The organism is Kitasatospora phosalacinea (genome assembly GCF_030268885.1).
In the GTDB taxonomy this organism is placed as follows: domain Bacteria; phylum Actinomycetota; class Actinomycetes; order Streptomycetales; family Streptomycetaceae; genus Kitasatospora; species Kitasatospora phosalacinea_C.
This window is the reverse complement of record NZ_BSSA01000031.1, coordinates 36,988-57,329: the sequence shown is the minus strand read 5'-3', so window position 1 is coordinate 57,329 and position 20,342 is coordinate 36,988. Positions and strand designations below refer to the sequence as shown.

19 protein-coding genes are annotated in these 20,342 nt (G+C 73.8%); 8 read left to right on the top strand and 11 right to left on the bottom strand.

Annotation, left to right across the window (positions count from 1 at the left end):
• The first annotated feature begins 164 nt into the window (after window positions 1-164).
• Complete coding sequence (locus tag QSK52_RS31905; RefSeq protein ID WP_285739713.1) at window positions 165-1,184, top strand: response regulator; 1,020 nt, start codon at window positions 165-167, stop codon at window positions 1,182-1,184.
• 53 nt (window positions 1,185-1,237) lie between these two features.
• On the opposite strand, the gene QSK52_RS31900 is transcribed toward QSK52_RS31905, so the two are convergent.
• On the bottom strand, window positions 1,238-1,666 hold the full coding sequence (locus QSK52_RS31900) for a nuclear transport factor 2 family protein (RefSeq protein ID WP_285739712.1): 429 nt from the start codon (window positions 1,664-1,666) through the stop codon (window positions 1,238-1,240).
• A gap of 117 nt (window positions 1,667-1,783) precedes the next feature.
• Here QSK52_RS31900 and QSK52_RS31895 point away from each other — a divergent pair, with 117 nt between their 5' ends.
• A complete protein-coding gene (locus tag QSK52_RS31895; RefSeq protein ID WP_285739711.1) occupies window positions 1,784-2,320 on the top strand; it encodes a winged helix-turn-helix transcriptional regulator in 537 nt (178 codons plus the stop codon).
• A gap of 85 nt (window positions 2,321-2,405) precedes the next feature.
• Here the strand turns inward: QSK52_RS31895 and QSK52_RS31890 are convergent, their stop codons facing one another.
• The gene (locus QSK52_RS31890) at window positions 2,406-4,568 is read right to left on the bottom strand and encodes a carbohydrate-binding module family 20 domain-containing protein (protein WP_285739710.1); all 2,163 of its coding nucleotides are present in this window, start codon (window positions 4,566-4,568) and stop codon (window positions 2,406-2,408) included.
• A 310-nt stretch (window positions 4,569-4,878) separates the two neighbouring features.
• Between QSK52_RS31890 and QSK52_RS31885 the strand changes: the two genes are divergently transcribed.
• Both QSK52_RS31885 and QSK52_RS31880 read left to right on the top strand, forming a co-directional pair.
• Entirely contained in the window at window positions 4,879-7,206 is a 2,328-nt protein-coding gene (locus tag QSK52_RS31885) for an excinuclease ABC subunit UvrA (protein ID WP_285739756.1), read from the top strand.
• Between the two features lie 111 nt (window positions 7,207-7,317).
• Entirely contained in the window at window positions 7,318-7,854 is a 537-nt protein-coding gene (locus QSK52_RS31880) for a hypothetical protein (RefSeq protein ID WP_285739709.1), read from the top strand.
• Window positions 7,855-8,010: 156 nt separating this feature from the next.
• Here the strand turns inward: QSK52_RS31880 and QSK52_RS31875 are convergent, their stop codons facing one another.
• From QSK52_RS31875 to QSK52_RS31860, 4 genes are all read right to left on the bottom strand, one after another.
• On the bottom strand, window positions 8,011-8,610 hold the full coding sequence (locus QSK52_RS31875; protein WP_285739708.1) for an HAD family hydrolase: 600 nt from the start codon (window positions 8,608-8,610) through the stop codon (window positions 8,011-8,013).
• A 186-nt stretch (window positions 8,611-8,796) separates the two neighbouring features.
• Entirely contained in the window at window positions 8,797-10,074 is a 1,278-nt protein-coding gene (locus QSK52_RS31870) for an RCC1 domain-containing protein (RefSeq protein ID WP_285739707.1), read from the bottom strand.
• Between the two features lie 27 nt (window positions 10,075-10,101).
• Entirely contained in the window at window positions 10,102-11,346 is a 1,245-nt protein-coding gene (locus QSK52_RS31865; protein ID WP_285739706.1) for an RCC1 domain-containing protein, read from the bottom strand.
• A gap of 44 nt (window positions 11,347-11,390) precedes the next feature.
• A complete protein-coding gene (locus QSK52_RS31860) occupies window positions 11,391-11,627 on the bottom strand; it encodes a hypothetical protein (protein WP_285739705.1) in 237 nt (78 codons plus the stop codon).
• 349 nt (window positions 11,628-11,976) lie between these two features.
• Here QSK52_RS31860 and QSK52_RS31855 point away from each other — a divergent pair, with 349 nt between their 5' ends.
• The 3 genes from QSK52_RS31855 (at window position 11,977) to QSK52_RS31845 (ending at window position 15,241) form a co-directional block, all read left to right on the top strand.
• Window positions 11,977-12,900: a hypothetical protein gene (locus QSK52_RS31855; RefSeq protein ID WP_285739704.1), complete on the top strand. Its 924-nt coding sequence runs from the start codon at window positions 11,977-11,979 to the stop codon at window positions 12,898-12,900.
• On the top strand, window positions 12,900-14,255 hold the full coding sequence (locus QSK52_RS31850; protein WP_285739703.1) for a hypothetical protein: 1,356 nt from the start codon (window positions 12,900-12,902) through the stop codon (window positions 14,253-14,255). The genes QSK52_RS31855 and QSK52_RS31850 overlap by 1 nt, the downstream gene beginning before the upstream one ends.
• Before the next feature lie 80 nt (window positions 14,256-14,335).
• A complete protein-coding gene (locus tag QSK52_RS31845; RefSeq protein WP_285739702.1) occupies window positions 14,336-15,241 on the top strand; it encodes a hypothetical protein in 906 nt (301 codons plus the stop codon).
• A gap of 12 nt (window positions 15,242-15,253) precedes the next feature.
• Here QSK52_RS31845 and QSK52_RS31840 read toward each other — a convergent pair whose 3' ends face one another.
• The 5 genes from QSK52_RS31840 to QSK52_RS31820 form a co-directional block, all read right to left on the bottom strand.
• Entirely contained in the window at window positions 15,254-15,919 is a 666-nt protein-coding gene (locus QSK52_RS31840; RefSeq protein ID WP_285739701.1) for a haloacid dehalogenase-like hydrolase, read from the bottom strand.
• 165 nt (window positions 15,920-16,084) lie between these two features.
• Entirely contained in the window at window positions 16,085-17,083 is a 999-nt protein-coding gene (locus tag QSK52_RS31835) for a hypothetical protein (RefSeq protein ID WP_285739700.1), read from the bottom strand.
• Window positions 17,080-18,021: a hypothetical protein gene (locus QSK52_RS31830; protein ID WP_285739699.1), complete on the bottom strand. Its 942-nt coding sequence runs from the start codon at window positions 18,019-18,021 to the stop codon at window positions 17,080-17,082. The genes QSK52_RS31835 and QSK52_RS31830 overlap by 4 nt, the downstream gene beginning before the upstream one ends.
• Before the next feature lie 631 nt (window positions 18,022-18,652).
• On the bottom strand, window positions 18,653-18,904 hold the full coding sequence (locus QSK52_RS31825) for a hypothetical protein (RefSeq protein ID WP_285739698.1): 252 nt from the start codon (window positions 18,902-18,904) through the stop codon (window positions 18,653-18,655).
• A gap of 11 nt (window positions 18,905-18,915) precedes the next feature.
• Window positions 18,916-19,290 carry a winged helix-turn-helix transcriptional regulator gene (locus tag QSK52_RS31820; RefSeq protein WP_285739697.1) on the bottom strand — a complete coding sequence of 125 codons (375 nt, stop codon included), beginning with the start codon at window positions 19,288-19,290 and terminating at the stop codon, window positions 18,916-18,918.
• Between the two features lie 109 nt (window positions 19,291-19,399).
• Here QSK52_RS31820 and QSK52_RS31815 point away from each other — a divergent pair, with 109 nt between their 5' ends.
• Complete coding sequence (locus tag QSK52_RS31815) at window positions 19,400-20,059, top strand: NADPH-dependent F420 reductase (RefSeq protein WP_285739696.1); 660 nt, start codon at window positions 19,400-19,402, stop codon at window positions 20,057-20,059.
• Window positions 20,060-20,342: the final 283 nt, after the last annotated feature.

Sequence of the window (20,342 nt, the reverse complement as noted above, 5' to 3'; positions counted from 1 at the left end):
CGTATTGTCGCCGTCTCGGCCGGGCGCGGTCACGGATGACCGCGCACCGTCGCTGCCGTGCGGCCGCGCGCTGCCCGGACGCGGCGGACGGATCGGCGCGGAGCGAGCGGAGGCGGGCAGGTGGAGGTTCGGGTCCTGGTACGGGTGCCGACGGGGTGCGCCTGGTGACGGCCGTCGACGGCCTCCCGCCACTGGGAGCCGAACTCGGCCGGGAGCGACTGGAGTTCGCCGAGGAGCTGCGGGCGCTCTTCCGCCGCCTGGAAACCCCGGCGGACGAGTTCGCCACCCGCTGCGGCCTGGGTCCGGACGCGCTGGCGGGCTACCTCGCGGCCGTGCGCATCCCGCCGTGGGAGTTCGTCGAGGCCCTGCTCGACGCCGTACGGAACGACGCCCTCGAGGCCACCGACCGGGCCGTCCGCGAGCGGCTGCGCCGGTCCCGGATGGCGGCGCTGCGGGTCGCCCGGTCGATCGGCCGGGCGGTGTGCCAGCTGGAGGGCCAACTGCACGCCGCCGAACGGGAGATCGAGCAGGCCGACGAACAGGCCGCCCGGGCCGGACGCGCGCTGGCCGCCCTCACCCCCCGCAGCGAACACCCCGAGCACCCCGAGCACCCCGACCGCGCCGCCCTCGCCGAGCAGGTCGACCGCGCCCGCGAGCAGTCCGCCCGGGCCGGGGCCCGCCACGCCCTGCTGCGGCGCCAACTCGCCCTGGTGGAGCAGCAGCAGGACACCTCCGCGGCGCCGCCGCCACCCACCGGGGCGGAGCCCGGCGACGGGCCGCCGCCCAAGATCCTGCTGGTGGACGACCGTCCGGAGAACCTGACCGTCCTGGAGGCGCTGCTCGGCCCGCACGGGCACCAGCTGGTCCCCGCGACCTCGGGCCCCGAGGCGCTGCGGGCGCTGATGGAGCCCGACGGCTACGCCGCGATCCTGCTCGACGTGCAGATGCCGGGCATGGACGGCTACGAGACCGCCGAGCACATCCGGCGCCGCGCCCGCACCCGCGACATCCCGATCGTCTTCGTCACCGCCATCGGCGGCGACGAGGACCACGCGATGCGCGCGTACGCCGCGGGCGCCGCCGACTTCATCCCGAAGCCCGTCGACCCGTGGGCGGTGCGGGCCAAGGTCGCCTCCTTCGTCGAACTGCACCGCGAGCGCCACGGAGGCCGGGGGCGCCGGTAGCGCCCCGCGGGCCCGGCCGCCGGCGGAGGGCGGCCGTCGGCGGATGACGGCCGTCAGCGGAGGGCGGTCGCCGCGGCCTGGCGGCGGCAGGCCGCGTCCAGCGCCTTGGTGTCCTCCAGCACCTCGTCCGCGGTCATCCGGCCCCAGCGGAGGGTGAGCCACTGGACGGCCTCGTTGCGGTAGGGCGTGCCGTCGGCGAGGGTGGCCGTCACGTCGAGCCGGACGACCACGGTGGTGCGCCAGGGCCAGCCCCGGACGATCACCTCACGGGGGGTCAGGCGCAGCCCGGGGAAGCGCTCGTACAGGGCGCGGAACCACTCGGCGAAGGCGTCGCGACCGACGAACTCGGCACTGACGGGGGTGTCCCCGGCGAAGCGGAAGCGCAGGTCGGGGGCGGCGGTGGCGACGGCGGCCCGGTAGTCGCCGGTGCCGATCCGCCGCCACAGCGCGCGGACCCTGGCACGGGTGATCGCGTGGTACATCACTGCCTCCCGGACGAGAGCGACGGACGCACGGGCGCGCGGGCCCCTCGTCCCCCAAGCTAGCACCTGACTTGCATCGTGCAAGCCACTACGCCCCGCCGCACTACACTGGACGGCGTGGACCGCACCCGCTTCGCCGACATCCCGTGCTCCGTCTCGCGCGCCGCGGGGGCGGTCGCCGACCCGTGGACGCTGCTGGTGCTGCGCGACCTGTTCCTGGGGCTGCGGCGCTTCGAGGAGCTGCGGCAGGACCTCGGCATCGCCACCAACATCCTGTCCGCCCGCCTCGACCACCTGGTCGCCGAGCGCCTGGTCGAGCGCCGCCGCTACAGCGCGCACCCGCCGCGCGACGAGTACCTGCTGACCGACGCCGGACGGGACCTGCACGGCGTCGTCCTGGCGCTGCTCGCCTGGGGCGACCGCCACCGCTCCGACCCGGCCGGCGCCCCGCTCCTCCCCCGCCACACCACCTGCGGGCACCCCGCCCGTCCGGTCGTCGCCTGCGGCCACTGCGGCGGCGAACTGACCGACGGCACCGTCGAGTTCGCCCCGGGCCCGGGCGGCCGCCCGGCCCGCGGCACCGCCGTCGTGGCCGCCCGCCTGGCCGCGGGCCCGCTCCCCGGCCGGGGGCCGAACCCGCCGGACGGGGACTGAACCCGCCGGACGACGGCGAGGCCGCCACCCCCTCCAGTCGGGGTGGCGGCCTCATTCCGTGGGGGTCTCGGGCCCCGGACGGGGGCTACTTCCAGCTGTCGTTGAGGGTGACCGTCCCGGAGGCACCGGTGGTGTAGATGCGGTTGGCGCCGCTCTCCCAGGTGACGTTCCCGGACGCGTCCTTGACGAGGTACTTGTACTCGAAGGCGGTGCTCGCGGGCAGGGTGAGCGAGAGCGTCCAGTTCGGGTACGAGGCCGAGGACATCGGCAGCGCGTTGGCGGGGTTCCAACTGCCGAGCTGGGCGGTGGAGCCGACCAGGTAGACGTTCTGCCCGTAGACGGTGGTCCTGTTCTCGGAGAAGTTCACCGTGACCTGGCCGGTCGCGGTGGCACCGCCCCAACTGTCGTTGAGCGTGCCGCCGTTGGCACCGGAGTTGGCGCTGTGGTTGGCGCCGCTCTCCCAGGTGACGTTCCCGGACGCGTCCTTGACGATGTACTTGTACTCGAAGGCGGTGTTGGCGGGCAGTTGGACGCTGCCGCTCCACACGGGGTAGCCGGCCGGGGAGAGCGCGACGGCCGCGTTCGGGTCCCAGCTGCCGAGCTGCGGCAGGGAGCCGACCAGGTAGACGTTCTGGCCGCTGACGGTGGTCCTGTTCTCGTTGAACGTCTCGGTGACCGTGCCGCCGGGCTTGGTCGAGCTGGCGGACGGCGAAGGGCTGGCGCTGCCGCTCGGGCTGGCGCTGCTGCTGGGGCTGGGGCTCGCGGTGCCGGTGGTGGCGGCGTACAGCGCGACCGCGTCACCCGCGTTGACGGTGACCGTCGCCCTGCCGGAGCCGTCCACGCTCACGGTCGGGCCGGTGCAGTTGGAGCCGCTGAGGTCGCCGTGGATGACGTCGCAGTAGGTGCCGGCGGCCAGGCCGGTGGTGAAGGTCTGGGTGACCGCGGAGCCGCTGTTGTTGATGGCGACCCAGCCCTTGCTGCCGCGGCTGAAGGCGATCGCGTTGTTGCCGTTGTCCCACCAGTTGGCGATGGGCTGGCCCTGGGTGGCGTTGTGCCAGCCGACCATGTTGGAGATGCCCCGGTCGCGGTCGGTGCAGGTCCAGGTGCCGTTGCCGCAGTTGACGTCGGTGACGAAGCCGTTGCCGTCGGCGGGCGGCGAGTCCTCCTTGTTGTTGAACCGGAAGCCGGAGTAGACCTGCGGGGTGCCGTAGCCCCAGGCGAGCTCGAAGACGTGCGCCAGCCTGTACTTGGAGCCGTCGTTGTAGGTGAGCGTGGTCCTGTCGCGCTCCAGGTCGTGGTTGGTCACCATGACGTTGGACTTGTCGCTCGGCTCGAAGCCCCAACTCTGCCCGAAGGTCTTGAGGTTGGCGATGTTGCCGTTGAACTGCTGGGAGAGCTTGGAGGCGTAGGTGAACTCCAGCACGCTGCCGTTGCTCTCGAAGGCGGCGGGCGCCAACTGGCTGCCGCCGCCGGGGAAGATCTCCTGGTAGACGTACGGGCGCCCGCCCCACCGGGTGTCGCTGAGCCGGGAGAGGATGTTCGCCATGTCGGTCTGCGCGATGTGCTTCGCCGTGTCCACCCGGAAGCCGTCGACGCCCGCGCCGATCAGGGAGTTGAGGTAGCCGGCGATCTTGCCGCGGACGTAGTCGCTCTCGGTGCTCAGGTCCTCCAGGTTCAGCGCCTGGCACTCCTGGACCTGGGTGACGTTGTTCCAGTCGGTGACGCTCAGGTCCGCGTTGGGACACGGCGGGGAGCCGTGGAAGTCCGACTTGGAGTAGGGCACCGCCGAGTAGCTGTACGCCGCCGGGTTGAACCCCGAGCCGCCGTAACCGGTGGTGCTGCTCTGGTTGGCGCCGGCCATGTGGTTGATCACCGCGTCGGCGTACACCTTCACGCCGGCGTTGTGACAGGCCGTCACCATGGCCCGGAACTGCGCGTCGGTGCCCATCCGGCTGTTCAGGTTGTACGAGACCGGCTGGTAGACCTCCCACCAGGGGTGCCCCGGCACCGAGATCGACTCCTGCGGCGGGGCCACCTGCACCGCCCCGTAGCCCTTCGGCCCCAGGACGTTCGTGCACTCGGCCGCGACCGAGTTCCAGTTCCACTGGAACAGGTTGGCGATCACGTCGCCGCCGTTGGGGGTGGCGGCGGCCTGCGCGGCGCCCTGCAGGCCGAGCGGCAGCAGCGCGCCCAGTACCAGGGCACCGGCCGCGGCCGCCACGGGCACGGTTCTACGGACAGGGGTCATCAGCGAATCTCCCAAGGTGGTGGGGGACTTGAGGAAGCAACGGGAAGACGATCCACCCCGACCCGCTGCACCGTCAAGACATTGATGCAAGAAATTTCACCTTCTTGCGTTCGGTTGCACACCCGCCGGAAACAAAAATCGGGTAGCCAAACGGGCGAAAAGGTATACACCTCACCGGAGTCCACCCAGCTCATCCCACCGCGATAGAAACAGCTTTCAGCAACTTTCACCCCCCGTGCCGCTCCCCGCCCCGTGCCCGCCCCCGGGTTAGCGTGGCGCGGTGAACCACGGCGAGATCGACGACGACGGCATGGTCCGGGTGCGCGGCGCCCGGGTGCACAACCTGCGGAACGTGACGGTGGCGGTGCCGCGCGGGGCGGTGGTCGCGTTCACCGGCGTCTCCGGCTCCGGCAAGTCCTCGCTGGCCTTCGGCACCCTGTTCGCCCAGGCCCAGCACCGCTACCTGGAGTCGGTCTCGCCCTACGCCCGCCGCCTGCTGCGCCAGGTCGAGGCCCCGCAGGTGGACGCCGTGACCGGCATGCCGCCCGCCGTCGCGCTGGAGCAGCGCCGCTCCGTCCCGTCCGGCCGCTCCACCGTCGGCACCGTCAGCACCACGTCCAACCTGCTGCGGATGCTGCTCTCCCGCTGCGGCACGTACCCGCCCGGCGCGCCGCGGCTGGACTCCGACGCGTTCTCGCCCAACACCCCGGCCGGCGCCTGCCCCGAGTGCCACGGGCAGGGCGTGCTGCACCGGGTGACCGAGCGCTCGCTCGTCCCGGACGACTCGCTCTCCATCCGGCAGGGCGCCGTCGCGTCCTGGCCCGGCGCCTGGCAGGGCAAGAACCTGCGCGACATCCTCGGCGCGCTCGGGCACGACCTGGACCGGCCCTGGCGCGAACTGCCCGCCGCCGAACGGGAGTGGATCCTGTTCACCGAGGAGCAGCCGGTCGTCACCGTCCACCCCGAGCGCGAGCCCGGCCGCGTCCAGCGCCCCTACCGGGGCAAGTACAGCAGTGCCCGGCGCCTGGTCCTGAAGGCCTTCGCCGAGTCCCGCAGCGAGGCGGCCCGCACCCGGGCCGCCGCCTTCCTGGAGCAGTCCACCTGCCCGAACTGCCACGGCCACCGGCTGCGCCCCGAAGCGCTCGCCGTCACCTTCGCCGGGCTGAACGTCACCGGCCTGGCCGCCCTGCCCGCCGAGCGGCTCGCCGCACTGCTGCGCCCGCACACCGCCGGGGACGGCCCGGCCGCCCTGATCACCACCGACCTCGTCGACCGCCTCACCGCCCTGGAGCGCCTCGGCCTCGGCTACCTCTCGCTCGACCGCACCGCCCCCACCCTCTCCACCGGCGAACTCCAACGCCTGCGCCTGGCCACCCAGTTGCGCTCCGGCCTGTTCGGCGTGGTGTACGTCCTGGACGAGCCCTCGGCGGGCCTGCACCCGGCCGACACCGAGGCGCTGCGGCGCGTCCTGACCGAACTGCGCGCCGCCGGGAACTCGGTGTTCGTGGTCGAGCACGACATGGCGGTGGTGCGCGGCGCCGACTGGCTGGTGGACGTCGGCCCGGCCGCGGGCAGCGGCGGCGGCCGCGTCCTGCACAGCGGCCCGGTCGAGGGCCTGCGCACGGTGGACGCCTCCGCGACCCGCCGCTTCCTGTTCGACCCGCCGCCCCCGCCGCCGTCCCGCGGCCGCACCCCCACCGGCGTGCTGCGGCTGCGCGGCGTCACCCGGCACAACCTGCGCGGCCTGGACGTGGAGGTGCCGCTGGGCGTGCTCACCGCCGTCACCGGCGTGTCGGGCGCGGGCAAGTCGACGCTGCTCGCGGCCGTCGCCGACGCCGCCGGGGACCGCCGCGTGGTGCGCTTCGACCAGACCCCGCTGGGCCGCACCCCGCGCTCCAACCTGGCCACCTACACCGGCCTGCTGGACAGCGTCCGCAAGCTCTTCGCCGCCACCGCGGAGGCGAAGGAGCGCGGCTACGGCGCGGGCCGGTTCTCCTTCAACGTCGCCGCCGGACGCTGCCCCACCTGCGAGGGCGCGGGCGCGATCGAGGTCGAGCTGCTGTTCCTGCCCACCGCCTGGAGCCCCTGCCCGGACTGCCACGGCAGCCGCTACGACCCGCAGACGTTGCAGGTGACCTACCGCGGGGCCACCATCGCCGACGTCCTCGCCCTGACCGTCGACGAGGCCGCCGCGTTCCTCGCCGACGCCCCGCCCGCCGCCCGCGTCCTCACCACCCTCCAGCAGGTCGGCCTCGGCTACCTGCGGCTCGGCCAGCCCGCCCCCGAGCTCTCCGGCGGCGAGGCCCAGCGGGTCAAACTCGCCGCCGAGCTCCAGCACGCCCACCGCCGCCACACCCTCTACCTGCTGGACGAGCCCACCACCGGCCTGCACCCCGCCGACAGCGAGGTCCTCACCGCCCAGCTGCACCGCCTGGTCGACGCGGGCGCCACCGTCCTGGTCGCCGAACACGACCTCGACCTGATCGCCGGGGCCGACCACGTCATCGACCTCGGCCCCGGCGGCGGTGACGCGGGCGGCCGCCTCCTCGCCACCGGCACCCCGGCCGCCGTCGCCGCCTCCCCCGACAGCCGCACCGGCCCGTACCTGGCGAAGCGCCTCTCTCCGCAGGGAAGTTGACCGCCCGCGCGCCGACTCACCGACGTCCCGGCCTCGGTCCGCGTTCGAGATCCGGGCCGGGGCGGCGCAGGCAGGCCGAAAACCGGTTGACCTGTGGCGAATGATGAGATCGTGATCTCCAAGGAACGCGCCGTCGGGCTGGTCGAGTCCTTCCTGGCCCGAGAGCTGCCGACGTGGCCGTGGCGGGGGCCCGCCCCCACGCCCGACGTCCACCACGTGCAGGAGAGCACGGTCGGCTGGCTCGTCTTCTGGCGCTCGGCGGACCAGGCCCGCGCCCGTGACGCGCGCGGCAGCTTCGTCGGGGGCCACTACCTGGTGGACCGGCACGACGGGAGCATCCACCACGTGCCCGCCGTCTCGTGGGAGGAGGCGGGCTGGGAGGAGCAGTACCTCCTCCAGGTCAAGGGCATCAGAGCGCCCGATCCACTGGCCTCCGCCGTTCGCGCGCTCGTCCGCTCCGCGGGCGTCGTGGCCGCGATGAGCCACCTGCGCAAACAGGCCCCGCGACTGGGCCTGCAGGAAGCGAGGGTCTACGTCACGACCGTTCGGGACGGCGCCGAACCACCCGAAGAGCTGGCGAACCTCACCCGGGAAGAGCCGAACCGGCCGCTTCCGCCCATCGAAACGCTGGCCGGTCCGGTCCGGTAGGGCTCTGGCCGGTGAGCCGAGGCCCAGGCCCAGGCCCAGGCCGAGCGTACCGCGTACCGGTCACGAGGGACCGCTTGCGGCCCTTGGCCTTCTTGCCCGCGGGGAACTCTTCCCCTCCGCCCGCCCGAAGGGCCGCGGCATCGGGTGCGACCTCGTCTAGCGCCCCCGCACGTCCACCGCCACCATCCCCGCCCGCGCCGCCGCCAGCAGCCCGCTGTCCGCGTCCTCCAGCACCACGCACGCCGCCGGTTCGACGCCCAACTGCCGTGCCGCCAGCAGGAAGAGGTCCGGCGCGGGCTTGCCCTGCCGGACCTCGTCGCGGGTCACCGCGCACGCGAACAGCCCGTCCAGCCCCAGGTGCCGCAGCGTCGCCTCCACCGTCCGGCGCGTCCCGCCGGAGGCGACGGCGAGCGGGAGGCGGCCGGACAGTGCGCGGGCCAGGGCGGTGACCGGGGCGATCTCGGTGACGGCGGCCAGGTGGTCGAGGTAGCGCTCGCTGCACTCGCCCACCAGCCGGTCCACCAACTCGTCGTCCGCGGCGGCCCGTTGCCCGGCCAGTGCAGCCCTGATCGTCTCCGGCGTGGACGTCCCGGTGTATCCCGCGTACCACTCGCGGCTGACCTCCACCCCGTACGGTGCCAGGGTCGCCGCGAGGGCCAGGTGGTGGGCGGGGTGGGTGTCGGCGAGGGTGCCGTCGCAGTCGAAGAGCACGGCCCCGAAAGCGGCGAACGACTCCGGGTCACCCAGAGCGACCATGCTTTCCCTCCAAGCGAGTTGACGGAACGCCAGGACCCAAGTGGTCTACACCTCACCCTTCCTACCGGCGCCCCGCCCTGTCAAGGACGCCCGGAACTCCCCGCCCCGCCCGCACCCCTTGAAGACCGAAGGGCGAAGGGCCCGCGCGAGTGTCGCGGGGGCCCCTGGACGTCCGTTCCTGCGGCCTCAGTTGGCGAGGCTGAAGTCGCCGCCCACCGGGGCGGCGATCTTGTCCACGCCGGTCAGCGCGGTGAGCGTGGTGACGGGGGTGCTGCTCTCGGTGGTGGTGCCGTTGCCGAGCTGGCCGGAGCCGTTGGCGCCCCAGGAGCGGACGGTGTTGTCGCCGAGCAGCACGACGGTGTGCTCGCGGCCGCCCGCGACCAGCTGGACGCCCTTGATGCCGGGCACCGGGACGGGGGTGATCCGGTAGTCGGTGGTGCCGTCGCCGACCTGCCCGGAGGTGTTCTGGCCCCAGGCCTTCAGCTTGTTGTCGCTGTCGGTGACGGCCAGGCTGTGGTTGCAGCCCGCGGCGATCTGCGAGACGCCGCCGAGCCAGATGCCCTGGGTGTCGACGGGCGTGTACCGGTTGATGGTGCTGTTGTCGCCGAGCTGTCCGGTCGCGTTGTAGCCCCAGGCCTTGACCGAGTTGCCGCTGGTGGGCCTGGTGCCGCCGCTGGGCGGGCCGATCAGGGCCAGGTTGTGGTTGCACCCGGCCGCGATCTTGGTGACGCCGCTGAGGCCGCCGACCGGCGCGGGGACGTTGCGGCTGGCCGAAGTGCCGTCGCCGAGCTGCCCGTTGATGTTGTAGCCCCAGGCCCAGACGGTGCCGTCCTCGCGCAGCGCGATGCTGTGGTTGAGGCCCGCGGCGATCGCGACGACCTTGTTGAGGCCCTCGACCCGGACGGGGACGCTGCTGTCGCTGTTGGTGCCGTTGCCAAGCTGCCCGTAGTTGTTGCGGCCCCAGGCGACCACGGTCTGGTCGTCGAGCAGGGCGAGGCTGTGCCAGCCCCCGGCGGCGACGTCGCGGGCGTTGGAGAGGTTGACGACCTGGCCGGGCGCGTTGTGGCTGAAGACGCTGCCGTCGCCGAGCTGCCCCGAGCTGTTGGCGCCCCAGGACATCACGGTGCGGTCCTTGAGCAGCGCCAGCCCGTGCCCGGTGGTGGAGCCGCCGCCACCGGCGGCGATCTTGTCGACCTCGGCGCTGGTCAGGCCGAGCACGGTGGTGGAGGTGGTGCGGAAGTCGGTCCAGGTGCCGTCGCCGAGCTGTCCGGAGCGGTTGTTGCCCCAGGCCTTGAGCCGCTTCTCCTGCGCGTGCGCGGTCCCGGCGGGTACGGCGGCCAGGCTGAGCGCGGTGAACGCGGCCAGGCCGGCGGCGAGGGCGGGCCGCAGCGCGGGGCGCAGCTTGGTGCGCAGGGGGGTGCGCTGCGGGGTGCGGGGGGCGGCGGCGTTCTGGGAGGGCGTCATGGAGGGCCTTTCTCTAGGGGTGGCGGGTCAGCGCGCGAGGCTGAAGTTGCCGTTGCTGGGCGCGGAGACCAGGGAGACGCTGCCGGACTTGGCGAGCACCTGGACGGGGGTGTTGCGCTGGGTGGTGGTGCCGTCGCCGAGCTGGCCCTTGTCGTTGAGGCCCCACGCCTGCACGGTGCCGTCGGCGAGCACGGCCAGGTTGTGCGCGGCGCCGGAGGCGATCGCCTCGATGCCGGTCACCCCGGGCACGGGCACGCTGGTGTTGCGCTGGGTGGTGGTGCCGTCGCCGATCTGCCCCTTGTCGTTGGCGCCCCAGGCGCGCAGCGTGTGGTCCTGGAGCAGGGCGAGGCTGTGGGTGGCCCCGGCGGAGAGCGCGGTGACGTCGGTGAGCTCCTGGACGGGCACGGGGTAGGGCTTGTTGGCGGTCGTGTCGTCGCCGAGCTGGCCCTTGTCGTTGAGGCCCCAGGCGTAGACGTGGCCGTCGGCGAGCAGGGCGAGGGCGTGGTTGGCCCCGGCGGCGATGCCCTTGACGGTGGTCAGGCCGGGGATGCTCATCGCGGTGTTGCGGGTGGCGGGCGCGGGCGCGGGGACGGGCGCGGTGGAGCTGACCGGCACCGGGGTGACGCCGAGCTGGCCCTTGTCGTTGTTGCCCCAGGTCTTGACGGTGCCGTCCTTGAGCAGCGCCATGCTGAAGGCGTCACCGGCGGCGATCGCCTTGACGTCGGAGAGCCCGGCGACGGTGACGGGCAGGTTGGTGTTGACGGTGGTGCCGTCGCCGAGCTGGCCCTTGTCGTTGAGGCCCCACGCCTTGACGGTGCCGTCCTTGAGCAGGGCGAGGGCGTGCGCGCCGCCCGCGGCGACGGCCTCGACGTCGGTCAGTCCGGCGACCAGGCCCGGCACGGCGGCGTCCTCGGTGGCGCTGGTGGTGCCGTTGCCGAGCTGGCCCTTGTCGTTCTTGCCCCAGGCTTCGACGGTGCCGTTGCCGAGCAGCGCGAGCGCGAACCCGGTGACGGTGGTGCCGCTGGTGGTGCCTCCGGCGGCGATGCCGTTGAGCTCGGCTCCGGCCATGCCGACCACGGAGACGGGGGTGAGCCGCTGGGTCTTGGCGCTGCCGTCGCCGAGCTGCCCGTTGGCGTTGTTGCCCCAGGCGCGCAGCCGCAGGTCGTACGCGGACGCGGTGCCGACCGGCAGGACGGTGGTGGACACCAGGGTCAGTCCGGCCACCATCGCGGTCAGGGTGGCGGCGGGCAGCTGGCGCAGCGTGCGGTGCATCGGTGGTTCCTCCATGGACGTGCGGGGCGTGGGGTGACGGGGCCTCAACGGGACGGGGTGCCGGGGGCGGTGCGCTGGACGGGCCCGCCCTGGGCGAGCCGTCCGGGCGGGGGCTGGACGGGGTGGATCTTGTCCACCGGCCGGTGCGCGGCGTGCGGGGCGCCCTGCGGCGCGGGGTGGTCGCCCTGTGCGGCGGCGGCCGGTGGCGCGGCGAGCAGGCAGGCGAGCAGGCAGGGGGCGGCGGCCGCGAGCAGGGCGGCGCTTCGGGCGTGGGGTGTCATCGGTGCCTCGTGGTCAGGTCGGGCGCGGCTCGGCACGGCACGGGTGGCGTGCGGCGGCGGTCCGACTCCGGTCGAAGTCGAAGTCGAAGTCGGAGTCGACGCCGGAGTCGAAGTCGGGAAATGACGATCCGATCGTCGGAATGCCTAACCCTCCGTCACCTGGTTCGTGCGGACACGGACCGCTTTCCATGCCAACGGCGCAGTCGATGCTTCGTTCACCCCCCGTTCGGTCCGCCATCGGTTGCGGTGCGTAGTCGATCCGCCCAGCATGGCCAGGGATCTTGATCGTCGGAAGTCTCGCCCAGCCATCAACCGATCGGCTCCGCAGCCGAGTTCAGGGAGGCACCCGTTGCTCCGGACCTCACCGGCCAGAAGCCTGGCCATCACGCTCAGTAGCGCATGCGCCCTCGCCCTCGCCGCCCCGACCCCGGCGGGCGCGGAGGACACCGCCCCGGCCACGGTGGTGAACGGCACCTTCGCCTCCCCGACCGTCCCGTCCGGGAAGGACTGGGCGTACCTCGACATCGAGGGGTGGGACGGTCCGGGCCTGCTCTCGGCGGGGCGGGCCAACCACCCGCGGGGCTACCAGGCCGCCTTCCTCGCCGACCCCGCCTCGGACAAGCCGCTGAGCACCCTGCTGCGCGACGTCCCGCGGGGCGCCACGGTCACCCTGACCTGGGACGACAACCCGGACACCTGCGCGGGCAGCGACCTCCCCAAGCGCGCCTACACGGTGTCGGTCGCGGGTGACGCCAACCCGCCCGGCAGGTTCACCACCAACGACCCCGTCGGGAAGGCGAACTGGTTCCTCGGCCGGTCCTACTCCTTCACCGCCGCCGAGAACTCCCCCCGGATCACCTTCTCCTTCGACGCGTCCAACGCGAAGCAGAGCTGCCAGCCGTCCATCGCCAACGTGGCCGCCAAGCAGACCGCCCCCACCGGACCGCCACCCGGCGCGGCCGCCGCCGCCGACCCGTGCGCGGGCGACTCGGCCGGCACCCCGGAGTGCAAGGACGTCGGCAAGGCCGAGGACGACATCGCCAAGTGCCCGCCCACCAGCCGCGACTGCCTGAGCGGCGTCGCCGGGGACGGCAAGCAGACCAACGACGGCATCGACCAACAGACCGGCGCCGTGAAGGACTTCAACGACCTCCCGCGCGACGAGAGCCCGGACGCCGCCGCCCAGCACCTCTGCCCGCTGTCGAACGCCCTCACCGACGGCCTCCCGCCCGCGTACATGGTCATCCCGCCGAAGCAATGGGGTCAGTGCTGATGTTCCGTCAACTCCCGTACACCACCGGTTCGGTGCTGCTCGCCGCCGCCCTCGCCCTGACCGCCCCGCCGCCCGCCGCGCACGCCGCCGACACGGTCGACGCGACCGTCCCGAACGGCACCTTCGCCGACCCGGTCGCCCCCGACAACGGCACCCAGGCCGGGCACGCGGGCTGGTCGCCGGACGGCAACGGCGTGGTGTTCGGCAAGGGGCTGGCCCAGCACCCGAGCGGCTACCAGGCGGCCTCGCTGAACTGGAACGGCGCCCCGCTGACCCTGCGCACCCGGCTGTGGGGCGTCAAGCGGGGCTCCACCGTCACCCTCACCTGGGACGACAGCCCCAGCACGTACCGGGGCTGCACCCCGGAGCAGGTCAAGGACGGCCAGACGTACAACGTCTCGCTGGTCACCGACGGGCCCGCGCCCGACCCGCAGGTCACCACCAAGGGCAGCGACACCGTCGGCACCGCCAACTGGACGACGGGGCGCAGCTTCTCGTTCACCGCGACCGAGGACAACCCGATGGTCTCCTTCGACTCGGCGGAGCCCGCCGGGTCGATGTCCTGCGGCCCGCTGATCACCAACGTGCAGGCGAAGCAGACGCCCGCCCCGGTCGACCAGAAGGTCCGCAAGGAGCAGCTGCCGCCCCCGAAGGCGTACCGCGGCAACGACCCGCTGGAGCCGGGCGTGGCGGTGGACGACTGCGAGGGCTCGCCGACCACCTGCACGTTCACCGTCGACAGGCGGTACTCGTACCAGTACTACGGGCAGACCCGGATCGTCGGCGAGGTGTACCTGAACTGCACCCGCAACGCGATCACGGACGACCGCAAGCTGGAGGTCACCGAGCCGCCGTACGACAGCCTCACCCAGTACTACGCGCTCAAGGGCGCGCCGCTGCTGCCCAGCCGCTCCGAACTCGCCAAGAGCCGCCCCAACGTGGCGAGTCAGGTCGAGGCGGGCTTCAGCGTGGCGGGCGGGAACGCGGCGGCGGTGTCCACCAGCAACCCGCTGACCTGGTCGCGGACCACGAACAAGCCGCTGAACCCGGTGATCCAGCCCGGCGAGGTGAGCTGGATCGAGGTGCAGCCCGCCCGCGAACGGGTGGTCGGCTCGTTCACCAACTCCCGCAACAACTACCGGTTGGACGCCACCTTCGACGTCCCGGCGACCTCGCTGCCGGACCGCTACTACCAGCGCACCGGCCCGCTCACCGAGGTCGAACTGCAACGCTGCGGCGCCGCCCGACCGACCGCCGGGACGCCCGACAACACGGCCGGCCCGGACAAGCGCCTGCTCCCGCTGGACACCCCGCCGCAGGGCCTGCCCGCCCGCGCCGTCCCGCTCAATCCCTGATCCCCCCAAGCCGATCGGCCGCCCGGCACGCACGACACCGGGCGGCCGCATTCCCGTTCACCGAGACCCTGGAGCAGCCCGTGCCGCCCATCCGCCTGTTGGCCCTCCCGATCGGGGCCGCCCTGGCCCTCGCCGCCCCGCTCCCCGCCGGAGCCGCGGACACCGACCCGGTGGTGGTGCCGAACGCGACGTTCTCCTCCCCGACCGTTCCGGACGGCCAGTCCTGGGTGAGCGGCGTCGACGGCTGGACCGGGCCGAGCGGTGTCGGCTCCTCCTCGCGGGCGGCCCACCCCAAGGGGTTCCAGGCCGCCACTCTGGGCTGGAACGGCAAGGCGGTCGCCCTCAGCACCCGGCTGCGCGGCGTCCGGGCCGGTGCGACCGTCACCCTGACCTGGGACGACAATCCCGATTCCTGCGTCACCTCCGGCGCCGCCCCGCGCACCTACACGGTGACCGTCGCCGGCCCGGCCAACCCGGTCGGCAACTTCACCACCAAACCCCCCGCCGGGAAGGCCGACTGGTTCATCGGCCGCACCTACTCCTTCACCGCCGCCGAGGACGCCCCCGAGGTCACCTTCACCAACACCGCCACCAGCAACCCCGGTTGCGGCGAGATGATCACCAACCTCACCGCCACCCAGACCCCGCCCCCGGCCGAGCCCCCCACCAACGCGGGCAAGAGCGATCCGTGCGCGGGCGACCAGGCCAACAGCCCGGCCTGCACCACCAACGCGGGCAACAAGGAGAAGATGGACAAGTGCCCGGCCACCAGCCGGGACTGCCTGGACTCGGTCGCGGGCAAGGGCGAGAAGGAGAACGCCGGGATCGACCAGCAGACCCAGGCGCTGGCGGACTTCACCAGCACCCCGCGCGAGCAGGACCCGAACGCGGCGCTCGGCGGCCTCTGCCAGGTCGCGAACCTGCACACCGAGAACCTCGAACCGGGCGACACCGTCCTCGCCCCCGGCACCTGGTGGTACTGCTGAGCCGCCGCCCCCTCAGCCCAGCACGGTGAACTCCGGCCCCAGCGCGGCCCGCACCCGGGCCACGGTGCGCGGCCGGGGTTCGACCAGGAAGCGCCGCTCGGCGGCCCGCAGCAGCGGCAGGTCCACCGAACTGTCGGTGTAGGCGTGGGCGACCGGCACGGCGATGCCCAGCTCGCCCAGCCGGGCGACCTTCTGCACGCCCAGGCAACCGCGCACCGGCCGGTGCGCGAAACGCCCGGGCGCCAGTGCGGCGGCCAGCACCTCGACGTCCCCCAGGCCGAGTTCGCGGCACACGGCGGACGCCAACGGCTCGGCGCAGCCGGTCGCCACCACCACCCGGTCACCGCGCTCGCGGTGCTCGCACAGCCGCTCCAGCACCGGCTCGATCCGCCCCTTCGCCACGTGCTCCACCGCGAACTGCGCTGCCATCTCCGCCAGTTGGGCGGCACTGCGGCCCGCGGTGGCCAGCAGCACGAAGCCGCGCACCGCCCGGCGCCGCCCCGCGGGCAGCAGGAACAGCGGCACCAGCACCACCGCCGCGGCCAGCGAGAGGGCCGCGCGCAGCCGCCCGTCCAGCATCGACCGCCGCAGGAACCCCGCGAAGGAGTCACCCCGGCACAGCGTGCCGTCCAGGTCGAACACCGCCACGCTCGGCCCCGTCACGCTCGGTTCCGCCACCGCGCCCTCCCCCGTCAGCGTCCCCGTACCCACCCGTACCGCAGCGAACCGCCGGGCCCGGTGTGCCGCACGGGTGGTTCCCGTACGATACAGGGCCCGGCGGTTCCGGTCGGGCGGTTCCGGCCGGGCGGCCTCGGCCGGTCGGCCTCGGTCAGTCGGCCTCGGTCAGTCGGTGCGGGCCCACTCCTTCCCGTCCGTCAGCCGGTACCGCGCCAGCGGGCGCTGGTCGGCCGGGTGCGGGGTGCCCTCGTACACGCCGTCCTCGGCTCCGGGCAGGGAGCGTTGGGGGCGCAGCGTCAGGCAGTAGTCCTTGGCGTTGAAGGTCTGGGCGACCACGGTGCTGATGTTGCTGCTGGAGGGGCTGGTCACCACGATGTTCTTGACCGTCGTCCCGGTGCCGTCGACCGACAGCACGCCCACGGTGCGGGTCATCGCGCTGAGCATGCCGAACTGCAGTTCCTCGCCGATGCCGACGGTGAACTTCACCTGCGTGCTCTCGGTGTTGGTGCGCTTCCACTCGTGCGAGTAGGCGGCCTTGAAGGCCATCTGGAAGGCCGCGGTGGCGGTCAGTTTGAGCTGGCCGGAGCCGGTGACGCTGCCGCTGGTCGTGGTGGTGGTGCCGTTGGTGGTGTCGGTGTTGGGGCCCTTGTCCTTGGGCGCGGTGATGTCGGTGTGCGAGTTCTCGGTCTTGCTGGAGCCCGCCGCCGTGCCGGACACGTTGGTGGTGTTGTCGACGGTGCCCTCGACGGTGGCGGAGCCGGAGATCTCACCGGCCAGGTTGTCGGTGGCGCTGGACTCCAGCACCACCGTCCGGAAGACGCTGATCTTCTTGTTGGTGCAGTTGATGACGGTGTTGCCGACCGAGACGACGGCGGCGGTGCGTTCGGCGGTCAGGCCGGGGATGAACCGGAAACCGCACCCGTAGTCGCGGCCGCAGCCGCGCGCGACGGCGGCCGCGTCCGGCAGCGGCCGGTCGCCGTCGAAGGCCTGCGCCACCAGCTCCTCGACGGCCTGCTGCGAGACCGCCTGCGGCGGAGCTTCCTGCGACGGGGCCCCCTGCTGCGGTGCGCCCTGCTGCGGTGCGCCCTCGTCCGCGAACGCCGGGCCGGCCGCCGGGCCGCCCACCAGCAGCAGCGCGGCGGCCAGCGCCGCGCCCCGCCTCACCGCTCGCTCCAGGTGCCCTCGGCGGTGCGCGCGTGCACGGCGTCCGGCACCCGCCCCGGCGGCTCCGGCGCCACCTCCACCAGGCCCGGCTGCGGCAGTGCCCGGCCGGGCGGGCGCAGCGACAGGCACACGTCCGGGCGGGAGAAGGTCTGCGCGACGATGGAGCTGCTGGTGGCGACGGACGGGCTGTCCACCACCACGTTCTTGATGAACCGGCCGGTGTGGTTGACCGACAGGATGCCGACCACCCGGGTGACGGCGTTGATCGCGCCGAACTGGATCTCGTCGTTGGAGGAGACCGTGAACACCACGCGGGTGGTCTCCTTCACGGTGGCCTGCCACTGCTTGGCGTAGGAGGCCTGGAAGGCGAGTTCGAAACTGGCCTTGGCGCCCAGGTGCAGGGCGTTGGAACCGGCCACGGTGCCGGTCGTGTCCGTGGTGTCCTGGAACTTGTCCTGGGTGGTGGGGCCCTTGTCCTTGTTCGGCCCGTACTGGACGGTGCCGTTGGTGGTGCTCGACGACTGACTGCCCTGGGCGGAGGCGGTGACGGTGGTGTCGATGCTGCCGGTGACGGTGGCCTTGCCGGAGATCGAGCCGCTGATGTTGTCGGTGCTGCTGCTGGCCACCGTCAGGGAGCGGTCGATCTCCAGGTCCTCGCCCGTGCAGTTGATCGCCGCGTTGCCGACCGAGGCGACCGCGCTGCCGAACAGCCCGACGATCCGGTCCGTGATCCGGAAGGTGCAGGCGCCGGGCTGGTCGCACTGGGAGGCCACCTCCTCCGGCGAGGCCAGCCGGGTCTCGCCGTCGTACGCCTCGGCCGCGGGCATCGGCGGCAGTTGCGCCGACCCCGCGGGCCCCTCGGGCGTCGCGGCCGCCACCGGCCCGGCCTCCACCGGTCCGGCCGCAGGGGTGCCCTCGGCCGCCGCAGCGGGCGGCACCAGGCCGCCCAGGACGGCCAGCCCGGTCAGCGCGGCCCCGGGGGCCAGGACGGCGCACCGGCTCGCCCACCTGCCCCTCGGCGCCGTTCGCGCCGTTCGCGCCGTCCGTTGCGTGTGCGTCGTTCGTGCCGTGCGCGGGCGTGCGGAACCGACCACGGATGTGCTCCTCACTCGTCGACGACCCCCCGTGCGTACCGAGCCGTCCGAGCGGGCACTGCGCCCGCGGACGGCCCCCGGGCCCATCCTCCGCGAGCTTCGGATCGCAGGCGAACGGTCGGTCGCCGCGGGTGCGCCATTCGATGGGACGTCACCCGGTGGGACGTCAAGGCGCGCCCAGCGGTGGCGGATCGGCGCCGGCACGGGGCTTCCGCAGCGGGAGTCGGCGTCCGGCCGCCACCGGCGCCGGGCCCGCCGGGTGCCCGCGCAGCAGCGGCACGTCCACCCGGTCGCGTCGGCCGCGCCCGGCGCCTGCGCCAACTGCCCGGCGGCGGAGCCGTTTTCCTCCCGGTCCGGCCCGGCCCGCGTCCGCCCCGCACCCGCACTGTCCACGCGCCACCGACGCGCCCGCCCCGGGACCGGAGACTGCTGCCCGTCCCCGACCCGACTCCGGCCCGACTCCGGCCCGGTGCCGTCACCGCTCGGCGCGGCGGCGCCGGTACTCCGCCAGCCATTCGCCGACCTGCTGCTCGTCGTGCAGGTGGGGCCGGCCCGGCCCGTGCCGCAGGTCGATGCCGAAGAGCAGGTTCAACGCCCACAGCGAGGTCTCGTCCCACTCCCGCCCGTCGTCCAGCAACTGCCGACCGGCCCAGCGGTCGACGGCGTCCCGGTCCGCACTGCCGTCCGCGACCGCGGCGAGCCGCCGCTCGATCCCGTCCTCCGTCACGCCCGTTCCCCCTACGCCTGCGCCGGTTCCTCCGCCGCCCCGTCCGCGGCCTCCTGGGCGGCCATCACCTCGTCGCCGTGCGCGAACGCCCACGCCCCGAAGGCGTCGATGGCGGGCAGCAAGGTCCGTCCCAGCGCGGTGAGTTCGTAGGCGACGCCGGGACGCCCGGGCTGCGGCGGGTGGCGTTCGACCAGGCCGTTGTACTGCAGGCGGCGCAGCGTCTCGGTGAGGACCTTGGAGCTGATCCCGCCGATCCGGCCGCGCAGTTCGGCGGGGCGGCACGGCCCGTCGCGCAGGGCCCAGAGCAGCACGGCGTTCCAGGTGTTGGAGAGCAGGTCGAAGGCGAGGCGGGCCCGGCAGTCGGCGAGCAGGCGGTCAGTGGTCACGTACCGAATGGTGCCCGACCGCCTCCCTAGGGTCGAACCCGAAACCGCGACCGAGGTCGACGTCCGGTGTCGGCGTCGGGGCGAAATCCGTTCGAACGGGAGTCAGTTGATGAGGATCGGCATTCTGGGCACCGGCAACATGGCGGACGCGCTGGGCACCCACTGGGCGCGGGCCGGGCACCGGCTCACCATCGGCGGCCGCAACCCGGACAGGGCACGGCAGTTGGCCGAACGCATCGGCCGCGGGGCCCGGTCGGGCGGGCTGCGCACGGCCGTGGCGGACGCCGAAGTGGTGCTCGTCGCCCTGCCGTTCGGCACCGGCGCGGAGGTGGTGCGGACCCTCGCCGAACCGCTCGCGGGACGGACCCTGGTCGACTGCGCCAACCCCGTCGGTCCGGGCTTCCGCCTGCTGACCGGCCACGGGCCGTCCGCCGCCGAGCAGTTGGCGTCCGCCGCACCCGGCGCCCACGTGGTGAAGGCGTTCAACCTGTGCCACGAGGACGTCTGGCGGATGCGGCCGCCGGTCTTCGACGGCCGCCCGCTCGCCGTCCCGCTGTGCGGCGACGACCCCGCCGCCCTGGCGCAGGTCACCACGCTCGTCCGCGACCTGGGCTGCACCCCGCTCTCCGCCGGCGCCCTCGACCGGGCCGGACTGCTGGAGGCCACCGCCGCCCTCTTCATCGGCCTGTGGGTCGGCGGCGGCGCGGACGCCCAGGCCATCGCGCCCCCGCTCGCGTACGCGTCCGGGCCCGGCCCCGCCGCGAACTGACGGACCGTCACCTGCCCTGCCGGGCTGCACCGTCGTCGACCGCCGCACCGCCGGTCGATCGACGACGGCCGGAAGTCGGCCGACGACCGGGGCGCGCACCGGTCCTCCGGAACGGACTCCCGGAGCCGCCCTGGCCCCGCCCACCAGCGGGACCAGGGCGTACGGCGCACCAACGGTCGCCGTCCGCGGCGCACGCGGGCCGCTCCGGAGCCGTCCCGCGGTCGCGCGGCACCCGGTCGCGGCGCCTGCGCGCGTGGGCGTCGACCCGAGCGAGCCGTACGAG